General features: G+C 69.9%; 13 protein-coding genes and 1 riboswitch. Of the genes, 2 read left to right on the top strand and 11 right to left on the bottom strand.

The features are described 5' to 3' along the window. Positions 1-80 precede the first annotated feature (80 nt). Both metE and GOARA_RS03135 read right to left on the bottom strand, forming a co-directional pair. Positions 81-2,378, bottom strand: a complete 2,298-nt coding sequence (gene metE, locus GOARA_RS03140; RefSeq protein ID WP_007320839.1) for a 5-methyltetrahydropteroyltriglutamate--homocysteine S-methyltransferase — start codon at positions 2,376-2,378, stop codon at positions 81-83. A gap of 160 nt (positions 2,379-2,538) precedes the next feature. Beyond that, a riboswitch (cobalamin riboswitch) is annotated at positions 2,539-2,740 on the bottom strand. Between the two features lie 35 nt (positions 2,741-2,775). After that, entirely contained in the window at positions 2,776-4,143 is a 1,368-nt protein-coding gene (locus tag GOARA_RS03135) for an acyltransferase family protein (protein WP_007320838.1), read from the bottom strand. Positions 4,144-4,245: 102 nt separating this feature from the next. On the opposite strand from GOARA_RS03135, the gene GOARA_RS03130 reads away from it, so the two are divergent. Beyond that, positions 4,246-5,160: a type IV toxin-antitoxin system AbiEi family antitoxin domain-containing protein gene (locus tag GOARA_RS03130; RefSeq protein ID WP_007320837.1), complete on the top strand. Its 915-nt coding sequence runs from the start codon at positions 4,246-4,248 to the stop codon at positions 5,158-5,160. Between the two features lie 12 nt (positions 5,161-5,172). Here GOARA_RS03130 and GOARA_RS03125 read toward each other — a convergent pair whose 3' ends face one another. The 8 genes from GOARA_RS03125 to GOARA_RS03090 all read right to left on the bottom strand — a co-directional run bounded on the left by GOARA_RS03125 (position 5,173) and on the right by GOARA_RS03090 (position 12,724). Then, positions 5,173-5,484 (bottom strand): hypothetical protein, encoded by a 312-nt coding sequence (locus GOARA_RS03125; RefSeq protein WP_007320836.1) that lies wholly within the window; start codon positions 5,482-5,484, stop codon positions 5,173-5,175. Positions 5,485-5,509: 25 nt separating this feature from the next. Further along, positions 5,510-7,291, bottom strand: a complete 1,782-nt coding sequence (locus tag GOARA_RS03120) for an acetyl/propionyl/methylcrotonyl-CoA carboxylase subunit alpha (RefSeq protein ID WP_007320835.1) — start codon at positions 7,289-7,291, stop codon at positions 5,510-5,512. A gap of 75 nt (positions 7,292-7,366) precedes the next feature. Beyond that, the gene (locus GOARA_RS03115) at positions 7,367-8,860 is read right to left on the bottom strand and encodes a condensation domain-containing protein (protein WP_007320834.1); all 1,494 of its coding nucleotides are present in this window, start codon (positions 8,858-8,860) and stop codon (positions 7,367-7,369) included. Then, on the bottom strand, positions 8,861-9,283 hold the full coding sequence (locus tag GOARA_RS03110; RefSeq protein WP_007320833.1) for a SufE family protein: 423 nt from the start codon (positions 9,281-9,283) through the stop codon (positions 8,861-8,863). Further along, positions 9,280-10,185: a sulfurtransferase gene (locus GOARA_RS03105; RefSeq protein ID WP_007320832.1), complete on the bottom strand. Its 906-nt coding sequence runs from the start codon at positions 10,183-10,185 to the stop codon at positions 9,280-9,282. Before GOARA_RS03105 ends, GOARA_RS03110 begins: the two co-directional genes overlap by 4 nt. Before the next feature lie 42 nt (positions 10,186-10,227). Next, complete coding sequence (locus GOARA_RS03100) at positions 10,228-10,860, bottom strand: Maf family protein (RefSeq protein WP_007320831.1); 633 nt, start codon at positions 10,858-10,860, stop codon at positions 10,228-10,230. After that, the gene (locus GOARA_RS03095) at positions 10,857-11,105 is read right to left on the bottom strand and encodes an acyl-CoA carboxylase epsilon subunit (RefSeq protein WP_007320830.1); all 249 of its coding nucleotides are present in this window, start codon (positions 11,103-11,105) and stop codon (positions 10,857-10,859) included. Before GOARA_RS03095 ends, GOARA_RS03100 begins: the two co-directional genes overlap by 4 nt. After that, positions 11,102-12,724, bottom strand: coding sequence for an acyl-CoA carboxylase subunit beta (locus GOARA_RS03090; RefSeq protein WP_007320829.1), 1,623 nt, complete (start codon positions 12,722-12,724; stop codon positions 11,102-11,104). Before GOARA_RS03090 ends, GOARA_RS03095 begins: the two co-directional genes overlap by 4 nt. A gap of 77 nt (positions 12,725-12,801) precedes the next feature. Between GOARA_RS03090 and GOARA_RS03085 the strand changes: the two genes are divergently transcribed. Continuing rightward, positions 12,802-13,572, top strand: a complete 771-nt coding sequence (locus tag GOARA_RS03085) for a biotin--[acetyl-CoA-carboxylase] ligase (protein WP_007320828.1) — start codon at positions 12,802-12,804, stop codon at positions 13,570-13,572. Between the two features lie 78 nt (positions 13,573-13,650). Here GOARA_RS03085 and GOARA_RS03080 read toward each other — a convergent pair whose 3' ends face one another. Further along, positions 13,651-14,235, bottom strand: coding sequence for a DUF6069 family protein (locus GOARA_RS03080; protein WP_007320827.1), 585 nt, complete (start codon positions 14,233-14,235; stop codon positions 13,651-13,653). Positions 14,236-14,241 lie beyond the last annotated feature (6 nt).

Raw genomic sequence — 14,241 nt, 5'->3', positions numbered from 1 at the left:
TAACCCCGTTGCGGTCGCCCTAGACGCAGACCGCCCCGCGCGGCCGAAGCCGGGCGGGGCGGTGTGTCGGGAGGTTCGGATCAGGCGGTGGCTGCCGGACGAACCGTCTTCGCTGCTTCCACGAGGTTGCGCAGCGACGCGGTGACTTCCTCGTTGCCGCGGGTCTTCAGACCGCAGTCGGGGTTGACCCACAGCCGCTCGGCGGGAACCGCCTTGAGGGCCGCCTGCAGCGACGCGGTGATCTCCTCGGTCGACGGGACGCGGGGCGAGTGGATGTCGTAGACACCCGGTCCGACCCCGTTGGCGAAGCCGATCGCGTTGAGGTCGTCGAGGACCTCCATCGCCGACCGGGCCGCCTCGATCGATGTCACGTCGGCGTCGAGGTCCGCGATCGCTCCGATGACCTCGCCGAACTCCGAGTAGCACAGGTGCGTGTGGATCTGCGTCGTGTCCTCGACCCCCGCGGTCGAGAGGCGGAACGCGTCGACCGCCCAGCGCAGGTAGTCCGGCTTGTCGGCGTCGCGCAGCGGCAGCAGTTCGCGCAGCGCCGGCTCGTCGACCTGGATGACGCCGATGCCGGCCTTCTCCAGATCGACTGTCTCGTCGCGGATCGCCAACGCGATCTGGTTGGCCGAGTCCTTCTCCGGCTGGTCGTCGCGGACGAACGACCAGGCGAGGATCGTGACCGGACCGGTGAGCATGCCCTTGACTGGCTTGGCGGTCTTGGACTGCGCGTAGGTGATCCAGTCCACGGTCATCGGCTTGGGCCGCACGACATCGCCGAAGAGGATCGGCGGGCGGACGCAGCGGGTGCCGTAGGACTGCACCCAGCCGTTCTGCGTGGCGAAGAACCCGTCGAGCTGCTCGGCGAAGTACTGCACCATGTCGTTGCGCTCGGGCTCGCCGTGCACCAGCACGTCCAGGCCCAGATCTTCCTGCAGCGCGATGACGTCCTCGATCTCGGACTGCATGCGGCGGGTGTACTCGGCCTCGTCGATCTCCCCGGCGCGCAGGGCGGCGCGGGCCTTGCGGATCGCCGACGTCTGCGGGTACGAGCCGATCGTCGTCGTCGGCAACAGCGGAAGGCCCAGGCGTTCCTGCTGCGCGGCCAGGCGGCCGGCGCTCTCACCGCGAGCCAGCTGATCCTCGGTGACGGCGGCGAGGCGCTCGCGCACCGCGGCGACTTTCACGCGCGGATCGGTGGCACGGGTGGCCAGTGCGGCGGCCGAGGCCTCGAAGGCATCGGCGACGGCGTCGCGGCCGCGGTTCAGCGCGGCGGCGAGGACCGCCACCTCGGTGAACTTCTCCGCGGCGAAGGCGAGCCATCCGCGCAGGTTGTCGTCGAGTTCGGTTTCCGGCTCCAGCGAGTACGGCACGTGCAGCGTCGAGCACGACGTGGACACGGCCACCGCGCGGGCCGAGCCCAGCAGGGTGCCGAGCGTGGCCAGCGCCGCGTCGAGGTCGGTGCGCCAGATGTTGCGGCCGTTGACGACGCCGGCGACCAGGAGCTTCGTCGACAGTGCGGGAACCGATGCGACCGTGTCGGCGCTGCCGTAGACGAGGTCGACCCCGATCGCCTCGATGTCGGTGGCGGCGAGCGCCGCGAGAACCTCGGCGCCGGGATCACCGAAGTAGGTGTTCACGAAGATCGCCGGACGGCCGGCGACGGCCGAGAGCCGCTCGTAGACCTTGCCCGCGGTCGCGGCGGCGCCGTCGACGATGTCGGTGCACAGCACCGGCTCGTCGATCTGCACCCAGTTGGCGCCGGCCTCGGCGAGGCTACCCAGCAGCTCCTCGTACAGACCGACGACCTCGTCGAGCCGGTCCAGCGGATCGGTGTCATCGGTGGACTTGGCCAGTGCGAGGAAGGTGATCGGGCCGATGACGACCGGTCGCGCGTCGACGCCGAGATTGGTGGCCTCGGCGAGTTCGGCGAGCACCTTCGACGCATCCAGCGAGTAGGTGGTCTGCGCCGACAGCTCGGGGACCAGGTAGTGGTAGTTCGTGTCGAACCACTTGGTCATCTCCAGCGGGGTCAGCTCGGCCGTGCCTCGCGCGGCGGCGAAGTAGCGGTCCAGATCGTCCTCGACCGAGGCGAAGCGCGGGGCGAGCGCACCGAGCATGATCGCCGTGTCGAGCATCTGGTCGTAGTAGGAGAAGGTGTTGACCGGGATCGAGTCGAATCCCGCATCGCGCAGCTGACGGGCGGTCTCGCCGCGCAGCGAGGCGGCGACGGCCTCCAGCGACGCCCGGTCGGTCTGGCCCTTCCAATAGCTTTCGATGGCCCGCTTCAGCTCGCGGTTCGCGCCGATGCGCGCCGTACCGCCGACGGTGGCGGTGAAGTCGGGTGCTTTCGCGGTGGTGGTGTCCGAGGACATGGTTGTCGTTGCTCCTGAGGTGAAAATTCCATGGTTCACCACCCGGCGGACACACCTGGGACCACGGCGCGGCAGTGGCGCCAGAGAATCAGGAGCCAGTACAACCGCGATCCGTCGACCCGTGCGCCCAAGTCCTCGAGGCGATGAGCCACCGGGCACGGCGTGCCCGGTACAACTGGCAGGTCTTCGGACTCATCGGCACGCGGTCGCATAGACCGCACCTACTGACTGTCGCTTCCCAGGCGGGGCCCAGTGCGTTGACAGTGGTCGTTTCCGATTCACCGCTGCGGGGTCAGTTCCGGATTCGCACCGGATTCCCTCTCGTCTGCTCGGTGCCGCCAAACGGTTGGCGGGCGCCGATGCCGACTCGGCAGACGACTCGCGGGCCAGGGGCTCCTCATACTCGCGGGTCATCTCGGACCAATTGCGACTCCATGGTATCGGACGACGGACTGGTCGCCGAACCCAGCGCTCGGGCCGAGCCCAATGCGACGAGGAAGGCGACGAGTGCGCACCAGCCGATTTCGGTTCCGAGGTTCATCTTGGCGACCAGCAGAATCGCGATCCCGGCCGCGCAGACGAGCAGCCCCATCGCGGTCGCCCGGGTGCCGGTGGCTTCCACCGCGTCGTCCCACCACGGCAGGCGACGGTGTTCGGCCGGCAGCAGGATCACGAACACGACCGACATGACGCACGCGAACGCGGCGGCCCGGATCGCCATCAAGGTCCAGAAGTGCGGTTGATCCGGCGAGTAGGCGTCGAGGCCGGCGATGTGCAGCAGCAGCATGGTCGCGACGATCGCCGGGATGTGCCACAGGTAGAGAGTCATCGCGCCGCCGTTTCCGATCGCGGTCCAGCGCCACACCCGGGGCCGCTGAGCCCACTGGCCGATACGCCGCGCCGCGGCGACGAACACCAGGCTCATCCACACGCAGTGCAGGCCGAGGACGACCGTCGGCGGCGTGACGTTGGAGAGCGTCTCGTTGCCGGTCACGACCAGCGAGACCTCGTAGGGGCCGAGCGCGACCAGCGCGACGTTCAGGCCGAAGGCGGCGGCACCCACGACGAGCGCGGCTTTCGGGGAGATGGCGCGGCGGGCGTAGGCGACGCCGATCACGGCCGGGATCAGCCAGACCGCCAGGAAGTTCGGCAGGCCGAAGACGATGTTGTCGAAGCGGATGCGCGCGGCGTCGAAGAAGGCTGCGACGGCGAGCATGGCGACGACGAAGCGGACGACGTCGGCCGTTCGCGTCAGCCGCGTCAACGCGGGTACGAACGCCAGGATGACGAAGTAGACGCCGATGAACCACAGCAGCGCGACACATTGCTCGCCGAGCCGGGCCGCCGCGGTGGGCCCGGCGAAGAGCCGGGTGGCGCCGAGCGCCAGGCTCCACGCGGCGAGGTACCAGAGCACCGGGCGGGCCAGCCGCTGCGCGCGGGTGAACAGCCACAGACCCCACGGTTTCGCGTCGCGGTCCGCGGTGCCGGGCCGGTCGAGTCCGTAGGCGGCCGACGCGGCGCCGGCGAGGAAGAACAGGGGCATGATCTGCAAGACCCAGGTCAGCGGCCGGATCACCGGCAGCTCGCCCAGCAGGTTGCCGACCACCAACTCCGACGACGCGGTGATGGTCGCCAGTACGAAAGCACAGTGCCCGAACATGACGACCAGCAGGCTGGCGATGCGGGCTACGTCGACGGCACGGTCGCGGCCGGCGGGAGTGCCGGCCGCGACCCGGGTTGCGGAGGGGAATATCGATACGCTCATGGGTCTCGATCCTGCCGCCGGGACGGCGCAAACCGATGTGTGGTTCTACTCAGTCGGCATGGGGGATCGCAACCGAATCGGCGTCGCGTGCGTCCAATAGATATGACGACACTTCCGATCGACGCCGATGGGGCGGTGCGCCGGAGCACCGTCGTAGCGAAGGGGATCAACGCGGCGACCCTGTACCGAGCGGTGCGCGAGGGCGAGTTGTGCCGCATCGGGTCGGGGCTCTACGTCCCGTCCGGCGGTCTCGCCCCCGACCTGCGGCACCGTCTCATGCTCAGCGACGTCTCGACCTCGCCGGAGGTGGTCGTCAGCCATACCTCGGCCGCCGTCCTGCACGGGCTGCCGATGCTCAAGCCCGACCTGCGCGCGGTCCACTTGACGGTCCCGACCGCCTCGGCACGCGTCGACGCCGAGTTCCGCCGGATTCACGTCGACCTTTTGTCGCCCGCGGAGGTCGTCGAGCGCGAGGGATTCTGCACGACTTCGCTGGAGCGGACGGCCGTCGATGTCGCCCTGACGTCGCCGATGGGGTTCGCGGGAGCACTCGCGGTCTTCGACGCGGCGCTGCGGCGAGGAGCGAAACCCCGGCTGTTGGCGGAACTGCTCCGCCGCCGCCGGCGCGCGGTCCCGGTCGTCATGGCCTGGCGGCACGCCTCCCCGAACGCCGACGGGGTGGGGGAGTCGTGGTGCCGGGCGCAGCTCGTCGCGGCCGGTCTGCCGCGACCGAGGCTCAAGCACCCGCTGATCGGACTGCGCGACGAGGTGCTCGCCGAGCCCGACATGAACTGGGGCGGCGTGCTGCTGGGCGAGTTCGACGGTGCCAACCGCTACGAGCGGATCCGGGTGAAGGGCGACTCGCGCCTGGGCGCGGCGTGGCGGGCGATCTCGCGCGACGACCGACTCCAGCGGCGGGGGATACACGTCCTGCGGTGGACGTGGGCGAACCTGGAACGCCACGACCTCGCCATGGGCTGCCGGCCCTGGCTGAGGCGACTGGGACAGCTCGGATGACGGCGCCGAGGACTACAGCGACTGAAGGAAACGCTCGACGACGGGCAGCGCGTCGTCGAGGCTGGCCTGTTGCCCCGTGCGTGCCCGGCCGGTGGCCGGCTGTCCCGCGGCCGCGGTGACGAGCGACATCAGCTCGCCCGTCGTCGGTTCGCACACGGCCCAGCTGAACCCGGTCTCCTCGGCCCATCCCCGGTCCGCCGCCCGGACGAACGCGGCGGGATCGTCGATGCCCAGATCGGCGAGCGCGGGGACGTCGCTGACCCGCTCGTCGTCGCGGAGCGCGCGCAAATACCACGCTCCCGCGTTGATCTCGACGGCTTCCATCGTCGTCGGCCGGCTCGGTGGCGGGCTACTTGATCTCGAGCAGAACGGTGCCCTGGGTGACGGGATCGCCCGCGGCCACCGCGAGCCCGGTGATGGTGCCGGCCTTGTGGGCGTTGACGGGGTTCTCCATCTTCATCGCCTCGAGCACGACGATCAGCTCGCCCTCGGCGACCTCCTGGCCCTCCTCGACGGCGACCTTGACCACGGTGCCCTGCATCGGTGCGGCGACCGAGTCGCCGGACGCGGCAGCGCCGCCGCCCTTCGTGCGCGTGCGCGGCTTCGGCTTGCGCCGGACGACACCGGTGCGCACGCCGTTCTCGCCGATCGCCAGGTCGCTCGGCAGCGACACCTCGACGCGGCGGCCGTCGATCTCGACCACCACGCTCTGGCGCGGGAGTTCGGCGTCTTCGTCGATGGGCTGGCCACCGGCGAAGGGCTCGATCGGGTTGTCCCAGTCGGTCTCGATCCACTTGGTGTAGACGTCGAAGGACGTGCCGTCGCCGATGAACGCCGGGTTGCTGACGATGTGGCGGTGGAACGGGATGACGGTCGCGAGGCCGTCGACCTCGAACTCGTCGAGCGCGCGGCGCGCCCGTTCCAGCGCCTGCTCACGGGTTTCGCCGGTGACGATCAGCTTGGCGAGCATCGAGTCGAACTGTCCGCCGATGACGTCTCCCGGGCGTACGCCGGAGTCGACGCGGACGCCCGGTCCCGACGGCTCGCGGTAGACGCTGATCGGGCCCGGCGCGGGCAGGAAGTTCCGCCCGGCGTCCTCACCGTTGATGCGGAACTCGAAGGAGTGCCCGCGCGGCGCGGGATCCTCGGTGATCGACAGTTCCTCGCCCTCGGCGATGCGGAACTGCTGGCGGACCAGGTCGATGCCAGCGGTCTCCTCGGTGACCGGGTGCTCGACCTGCAGGCGGGTGTTGACCTCGAGGAAGGAGACGGTGTCGCCCTGCACGAGGTACTCGACGGTGCCCGCGCCGTAGTAGCCGGCCTCCTTGCAGATGGCCTTGGCAGACGAGTGGATCCGCTCGCGCTGGTCGTCGGTGAGGAAGGGCGCCGGGGCCTCCTCGACGAGCTTCTGGAACCGGCGCTGCAGCGAGCAGTCACGCGTGCCCGCGACGACGACGTTGCCGTGCTGGTCGGCGATGACCTGGGCTTCGACGTGGCGGGCCTTGTCGAGGTATTGCTCGACGAAACACTCGCCGCGTCCGAAGGCGGCAACGGCCTCGCGGGTCGCCGACTCGAACAGCTCGGGGATCTCTTCGATGGTGTGGGCGACTTTCATGCCGCGTCCGCCGCCGCCGAAGGCCGCTTTGATCGCGACCGGCACGCCGTACTCCTTGGCGAAGGCGACGACCTCGTCGGCGTCCTTGACCGGGTCCTTGGTGCCCGCGGCCATCGGCGCCTTGGCGCGCTCGGCGATGTGGCGCGCGGTGACCTTGTCGCCCAGGTCGCGGATCGACTGCGGCGACGGCCCGATCCAGATCAGCCCGGCGTCGATGACCGCCTGGGCGAAGTCGGCGTTCTCCGAGAGGAAGCCGTAGCCGGGGTGGATCGCGTCGGCGCCGGACTTCTTGGCGGCGTCGAGGATCTTGTCGAAAACGAGGTAGGACTCGGCCGAAGTTTGACCGCCGAGGGCGAAGGCCTCGTCGGCGAGCTGCACGAACATCGCGTTGGCGTCGGGCTCGGCGTAGACGGCCACACTGGTGATACCGGCGTCGCGTGCCGCGCGGATGACGCGGACGGCGATCTCGCCGCGGTTGGCGATGAGGACTTTGGTGATCGTGGCTGTTTTGGGCACGTAGTCTCCTGTGGCTGGGGACGCGGGGGTGGTGCGCTCATCGGATTCTAAAGGTCTGGCGTATTCCACCTCACACTAGACCCGGAAGTGCCATGAACTGTGAGCGGACACGTCGGCGATGAGCACGGCGACGGCGTCGCTGAAGGCCCGGACGTCGGCGTCGAGCTCGCGCGGGTAGCGCGCCGAGATCCGGAGGCCGGCGGGGGTGCGGTTGATCCACAGGTACACCTCGTCGTCGGCGTAGCGGTGGCTGCGCAGCACCCGGGCCCGGCCGGCATCGTCCTCGGCGGCACCCGGCGCCGCGCGGGTGTCGAGGAAGGAGACGACGAATTGGGGAGACCCCGGCGCCCCCAAGATCTCCGCGACGCGCAGCAGCGGCAGCGACGCGGCATTGCGGCCGCGCCGCAGCTCGGCCGAGGCGCGCACCGCTAACTGCGCGAAGGTGGTCACGCCGTCGAGGTCGAGTTCGAACGGGGACAGCGAGACGAACCACCCCAGGGCCGCCTGCCACTGCGGTTCGTGCCGCGTGTGGCGCGGCAGGACCGCGCGGAAGCGGGTCGTGCCCGACCGCTCGTACGAGGCGAAGGCGAGTGCGGCCATCACCCCGGCGAACAGGGTCGTGCCCGCACCCGAGCACACGGCGGTGAACTCGTTGGTGGTCGCGTCGTCGGCGAGGAGCGCGTAGTGGGAGAGCTGCGGCCGAGAACCCGCGGCGGATGCCGATCCCTCCTCGTAGCCGCCGACGGCGAAGCCGTGCACGTGTGCCGGTGGCCCGGCATCCCCGGCTACCCGTGCGGCCGGCGGCAGCGTCGGATAGCGGGGCATCCCGTCGGCGAGGAACGCCGCCCATTCGCGCACGGCGGGGTGCTCGTCGTCGGCGTCGTCGGCCAGACGGCGTTCGAGGCCGCTGAAATCGACGTAGCTGCCCACCATCTCGGCCGGTGCGAGCGGGACGGGCGCGGCGACCCGGGTCGGACGGCCGACGTCGGTCAGAGCGGCCTGATAGTGGGCGCGCAGCTCCGGCACGGCCATGATGAGCGAGTACCCGTCGAGCAGCGAATGGTCGCCGGCGAACAACAGGGTGAAGGAGTGCTCGCGGGCAACGGTGGCGAACCGGTAGGCCGGCCAGCGCACCGGGGCGGTGGTGCGGTCGAACCACCCGGCTATCTGGTCGACGAGCAACGCCGGGTCGTGGTACCAGCCGACGCGGCTCATCTTCAGCGAAACGGCTCCCTCCGGCGCCGAGAGCCGCTGGAACCCGCCTTCGTCGTCGACCACGACATGGCTGCGCAGCACCTCGTGCCGGTCGATCCAGGCGGTGAGGGCGGCGCGGATCGCCGGGATGGACAGCGGCTCGTCGAACTCGACCGACACGCCCAGCCACGATTCGCGTCCACCGGTGTGCCCGGTCAGCTCCTGGTAGGCGAGCGCCTCGCGCAAGTGCTGCTCGTGATTGATCGACGTCGGCCGCGGATCGCTGTGCAGCGCGGCGCGGCCGCTCAACGTCGGAGTCCACTCGCACAGTCCGCCGGGTTCGAGCGAAAGGTCGAGTATCTGGAGGAAGTCCATCTACCCGCTTCGCGCGATGGCGGCCTTGATGCGACCGAGCATCAAGGCCAGCCCCCGCAGCCGCAGCGGCGAGACCACCGACGCGAGTCCGAGTTCGTACCCGAAGTCGACGGGCACGGCGGCGATGTCGGCCGCGGGCTGCCCGTCGAGCCCCTGGTGCAGGATGGCGGCGAAACCGCGTGTCGTAGGCGCTTCGCGCGGGGCGCTGAAGAACAGGCGCACCGATGACGGATCGGATGCGTCGACCGAGAGGAAGATCGGCGATTGGCATTCGGGCACCGGCTCCATCGCCTCGGGTTCGAGGTGATCGGGCAGCGGTGGGAGTTCGTCGGCGAACTCCAGGAGCAACGTCGCCTTGTCGGCGTCGCCGAGAGCGGCGAAATCGTCGACGATCTCGGCCAGCGGTGCGGGTAGATCGGTCATGCCGCGCCGGATCCGCTTCCGATGCTCCCCGGGTCCTCGCCGACCGCGATGGGAACCCGCACCCGGTTGCCCCATTCGGTCCAGGACCCGTCGTAGTTGCGGACCTTGTCGAAGCCGAGCAGGTGGGTCAGGACGAACCAGGTGTGGCTGGAGCGCTCGCCGATCCGGCAGTAGGCGATGGTCGGCGTCTTCGGATCGAAGCCGCCGTAGATGTCGTCGAGCTCGGCGCGGGAGCGGAACCGGCCGTCGGACGCCGCGGCCTTGGCCCACGGGATCGAGACCGCGGTGGGAATGTGCCCGCCGCGCAACGCCCCCTCCTCCGGGTAGTCGGGCATGTGGGTGCGTTCGCCGGTGTACTCCTGCGGGGAGCGCACGTCGATGAGCGGCTCCTCGCCGAGTGCCGCGAGCACCTCGTCGGCGTAGGCGCGGATCGTCGCGTCGTCGCGCTGAACCACCGGGTAGTCGCTGCGCGGATACTCCGGGACGTCGAAGGAGGTGTCCCGGTCCTCGGCGAACCACGCGTCGCGCCCCCCATCGAGCAGGCGCACGTCGGGATGGCCGAACAGCGTGAACACCCAGAGCGCGTAGGCGGCCCACCAGTTGCTCTTGTCGCCGTAGATCACCACGGTGTCGTCGCGGTTGATGCCTTTGGAGCGCATCAGCTCGGCGAACTGCTCGCCGTCGATGTAGTCGCGGGTGACCGGGTCGTTGAGATGCAGGTGCCAGTCGATCTTCTGTGCGGTCGGGATGTGGCCGATGTCGTAGAGGAGGATGTCCTCGTCGGATTCGACGACCTTGAGCCCCGGCGATCCGAGCTTCGCGGCGAGCCATGCCGTGCTGACCAGACGCTCCGGATGCGCGTAGTCGGCGAAAGCCGGATTCGGGTCGTTCTCAACACCCATTGTGGGGAGCCTTTCATAGCGTGCGGTGGCCGTGCTGCGAGACTACCGCGACACCGCGGACCACAGCGTGGTGACATCCACGCCGACGCGGGCGAGCAGCCGGCGGGTGAGCGGCAGGCTGATGCCGATGACTGAGGACGGGTCGCCGTCGATGCCGTTGACGAACCACCCGCCGAGGCCGTCGAGGGTGAACGACCCGGCGACCGCGAGCGGCTCACCGGTCGCGACGTAGGCGTCGACGGTGGCGGCGTCGACCTCGGCGAACCGGATCTCGGTCGCCTCGCTGTCGGTGGCCTGCGCGACCGGCCCGTCCGCGCCGAAGCGGGTGACGCAGTGACCGGTCAGCAGCATCGCCGACTTGCCCGACATCTGCGCCCACCGCTGCTTGGCGACCTCGGGCGTATGCGGTTTGCCGACCAGCTCGCCGTCGATGTGCAGCATCGAATCGCAGGTGAGGAGTACGGCGTCGGCAGAGTCGATCCTGGCGACCAGCGCATCCGCCTTGGCGGTGGCCAGTCGGGTGACGATCTCGGCCGGCGGCGCGGCGGCGAGTTCGGCGACGAGGGCGTCCTCGTCGATATCGGGGACCAGGACATCCGGGTCGACCCCCGCTTGGCGCAGGATGCGCAGACGGGCCGGCGAGGCCGAGCCCAGAATGAGGTCGGGCGCGGTCACCAGCCGACGTGCCGATAGAAGCTCGTGGCGCTGGCCCAGCGCGGGCGCAGCCGGTCCACCGGCCGGCCCCAGTCGTTGCGCGGCTCGCGCCGGGTGGACGGCGCCGCGCTGGCCCGCGCGGCGATGACCGCGGTGATCGCCGCGACCTGCGTCGGGTCGGGGTTGCCCTTCACGACCTTCACGAACGGCGGCTTCGGCTTGTCGGTGCGATCCGACCCGGTGTCAGCGTTCTCGGCGTTGCTCATAGCGGAATGTTCCCATGCTTGCGTTGCGGTACCGGCACGACCTTGCGCTCGAGGAGGCGCAGCGCGCTGGCGATCTGTCCACGGGTGTGGCTGGGCGGGATGACGGCGTCGACATAGCCCCGCTCGGCGGCCACGTACGGGTTGACGAGGGTGTCCTCGTACTCCTCCTGGAGCTTGAGCATCAGGGCGTCCACGTCGTCGCCGTTGGCCTTCGCCTCCTTGATCTCCTTGCGGTAGACGAAGCCGACGGCGCCCGAGGCGCCCATGACGGCGATCTGCGCGGTCGGCCATGCCAGGTTCACGTCGGCGCCCATGTGCTTGGAACCCATGACGTCGTAGGCGCCGCCGTAGGCCTTGCGGGTGATGATCGTGATCTTGCCGACCGTGGCCTCGCCGTAGGCGTAGAGGAGCTTGGCGCCGCGGCGGATGATGCCGTTGTACTCCTGGTCGGTGCCGGGCAGGAAGCCGGGGACGTCGACCAGGGTCACGATCGGCACGTTGAACGCGTCGCAGGTGCGCACGAACCGGGCGGCCTTTTCCGAGGCGTCGATGTCCAGACAGCCGGCGAACTGCGTCGGCTGGTTGGCGACGATTCCGACGCTGATGCCGTCGACGCGCCCGAAACCGACGATGACGTTCATCGCCCGCTCGGCCTGGACTTCGAGGAACTCGTCGTCGTCGAGGATGCGCCGGATGACCTCGTGCATGTCGTAGGGCTGGTTGGCCGAGTCGGGGATCAGCGTGTCGAGTTCGAGGTCCTCGGGCGTGAGGTTGTCCTCGATCGACCCGACCGTCGGCGGCACGTCCAGACGAGGTGCCTCGGCCCGGTTGTTGCTGGGCAGATAGGAGAGCAGCTCTTTGACGTATTCCAGGGCGTCTTCCTCGTCGTGGGCGACGTAGTGCGCCGCTCCCGAGCGGACCATGTGGGTGTGGGCGCCGCCCAGATCCTCCATGGTGACGTCCTCGCCGGTGACGGTCTTGATGACGTCGGGGCCGGTGACGAACATTTGGCTGGTCTGATCGACCATCACGACGAAGTCGGTGAGCGCGGGGGAGTAGACGTGGCCGCCGGCGGCCGCACCCATGATCAGCGAGATCTGCGGGATGACGCCCGAGTTGCGCACGTTGCGGTGGAAGATCTCGCCGTAGAGCGCGAGCGAGACAACGCCTTCCTGGATGCGCGCGCCCGCGCCGTCGTTGATGCCGATCAGCGGGCGGCCGGTCTTGAGCGCCAGGTCCATGACCTTCACGATCTTCTCGCCGTACACCTCGCCGAGGCTGCCGCCGAACACGGTGAAGTCCTGCGAGAAGACGCACACCTCGCGACCGTCGATGGTGCCGTAGCCGGTGACGACGCCGTCGCCGAGCGGACGGTTCTCGCCGAGGCCGAAGTTGGTGGACCGGTGCCTGGCGAGGGCGTCGATCTCGACGAACGACCCCTCGTCGAGCAGGTGGGTGATGCGTTCGCGGGCGGTCAGCTTGTTCTTGGCGTGGACCTTCTCGATGGCCGCTTCACCGACGGGGTGCTTGGCCTCGTCGAGTCGATTGCGCAGATCCGCGAGCTTGCCGGCGGTCGTGTGGATGTCGGGAGTCGACGAGTCCTGCGATGCGGTGGTCATGGGCATTGATGCTATCCAGCGGCCGGTTACCCGCGCCAGCACCCCCGGCGAGGGGGTTTCCGCATAGAGTTGGCGGCATGTCGGGACACATCGAGCAACTCGCCGGGACGCGGTGGCGCCAGGTGGACGTCGTGACGTCCACCGGCTCGACGAATGCCGATCTCGCCGCTGCCGCCGCGGCGGGCAGCATCGACGGGCGCGTGCTCATCGCGCGCAACCAGACCGCGGGCCGCGGGCGGCACGACCGCGAATGGACGACGGGGCCCGCCGGGGCGCTCACCTTCTCGGTGGGGGTCGACGTCGGTGAGGCGACGTCGGCGATGGGCTGGCTTTCCCTGCTGGCCGGGGTAGCCGTCGCCGATGCGCTGGCGCGCACGATCATGTTCGACGCCGCGCCGGGCGTGAAGTGGCCCAACGACGTGCTGATCGGCGAGCGCAAGGTCGCGGGCGTGCTGTCGGAGTACGCGAACGGCCAGGCCGTCATCGGCATCGGCGTGAACACGTCGATGACCGCCGACCAACTGCCGGTGCCGACCGCGACGTCGGTGTTCGTGGAGTCGGGAAGGGCGATCGACGACGACGAGCTGGCGGTCGACATCCTGCGGGAGCTCGACGTCGAGCTGTCGATGTGGCCGTCGCGGATCGACGAGCTGGCGCAGGAATACCGGCGGAAGTGCGTGACCCTCGGGCAGCGGGTGAAGCTCGCGCTGCCCGGGGATGCAGAGCTGGTCGGGACCGCCGTGGACGTCGATGCCCAGGGCCGTCTGCTCGTCGCGGCCGATGGCGGTGCGACGTCGGCGGTCGCCGCGGGCGACGTCACCCACTTGCGGACGCACCCGCAGAGCTAAGACCCGCTCGGCGAGAATCTGGGCACGGTCGGCGGGATTCTGGGCACGGTCGGCGGGATTCTGGGCACGGTCGGCGGCTCAGCGCTGCATCGACTGGCGCCCGACCATCGGGATCAGCGCCAGGATCGGCAGGCCGATCACCAGGTGCACCAGCGCCGTGCAGATCCCGGCGACCAGGTCGCTGGTGGCGAGCAGGATCGGGACGAGTACCGCGGCGACGACCAGCAGGCCGACGATCCAGCGGAAGAAAGAGGCGGGTGCCGGGGTGACGACCTGCAGGACGTACCAGAGGCCGGCCGCCAGCAGGGCGCACAGGAAGCCGACCAGGGCGAACCACAGCTCGCTCTGTTCCAGCGGGTTCCACACGCCCAGGGTCTGGGTCTCGTTGACGCGGTTGGCGACGGTGCGCATGATCCACGCCACCAGCCACACGGCGAGGGCGACGACGACACCGGTCATGACCACGCCGCCGGCGAACAGCAGGGGGTTGAGGGTCGGCGCCGGCACGCGCGGGGCGCGCGGACGCTGGTCCGGTTGGTCCCACTGCCCGGACTCCGCGTACTGCGGCTGCGCCTGTCCCTGACCCGGGTGGCCGGGCTGCTGGTTCGCCTGGGTGTAGGCGCGGGTGCCGGGGAACTGATCGCGCGGGTCTCGGTAGCTCATGCGCCA

The sequence above is a fragment of the Gordonia araii NBRC 100433 genome, from assembly GCF_000241265.1.
Taxonomy (GTDB): Bacteria; Actinomycetota; Actinomycetes; order Mycobacteriales; family Mycobacteriaceae; genus Gordonia; species Gordonia araii.
Note: the sequence above shows the minus strand (reverse complement) of the source record. Positions and strands in the feature narration are given on the sequence as shown.

Excerpts from the sequence above, each read along its gene's own strand:
- GOARA_RS03130 (WP_007320837.1), top strand. The coding sequence starts at position 4,246 with ATGACGACACTTCCGATCGACGCCGATGGGGCGGTGCGCCGGAGCACC.
- GOARA_RS03105 (WP_007320832.1), bottom strand. The coding sequence starts at position 10,185 with ATGGGTGTTGAGAACGACCCGAATCCGGCTTTCGCCGACTACGCGCAT.
- metE (WP_007320839.1), bottom strand. The coding sequence starts at position 2,378 with ATGTCCTCGGACACCACCACCGCGAAAGCACCCGACTTCACCGCCACC.
- GOARA_RS03125 (WP_007320836.1), bottom strand. The coding sequence starts at position 5,484 with ATGGAAGCCGTCGAGATCAACGCGGGAGCGTGGTATTTGCGCGCGCTC.
- GOARA_RS03090 (WP_007320829.1), bottom strand. The coding sequence starts at position 12,724 with ATGACCACCGCATCGCAGGACTCGTCGACTCCCGACATCCACACGACC.
- GOARA_RS03095 (WP_007320830.1), bottom strand. The coding sequence starts at position 11,105 with ATGAGCAACGCCGAGAACGCTGACACCGGGTCGGATCGCACCGACAAG.
- GOARA_RS03080 (WP_007320827.1), bottom strand. The coding sequence starts at position 14,235 with ATGAGCTACCGAGACCCGCGCGATCAGTTCCCCGGCACCCGCGCCTAC.
- GOARA_RS03135 (WP_007320838.1), bottom strand. The coding sequence starts at position 4,143 with ATGAGCGTATCGATATTCCCCTCCGCAACCCGGGTCGCGGCCGGCACT.
- GOARA_RS03110 (WP_007320833.1), bottom strand. The coding sequence starts at position 9,283 with ATGACCGATCTACCCGCACCGCTGGCCGAGATCGTCGACGATTTCGCC.
- GOARA_RS03115 (WP_007320834.1), bottom strand. The coding sequence starts at position 8,860 with ATGGACTTCCTCCAGATACTCGACCTTTCGCTCGAACCCGGCGGACTG.
- GOARA_RS03085 (WP_007320828.1), top strand. The coding sequence starts at position 12,802 with ATGTCGGGACACATCGAGCAACTCGCCGGGACGCGGTGGCGCCAGGTG.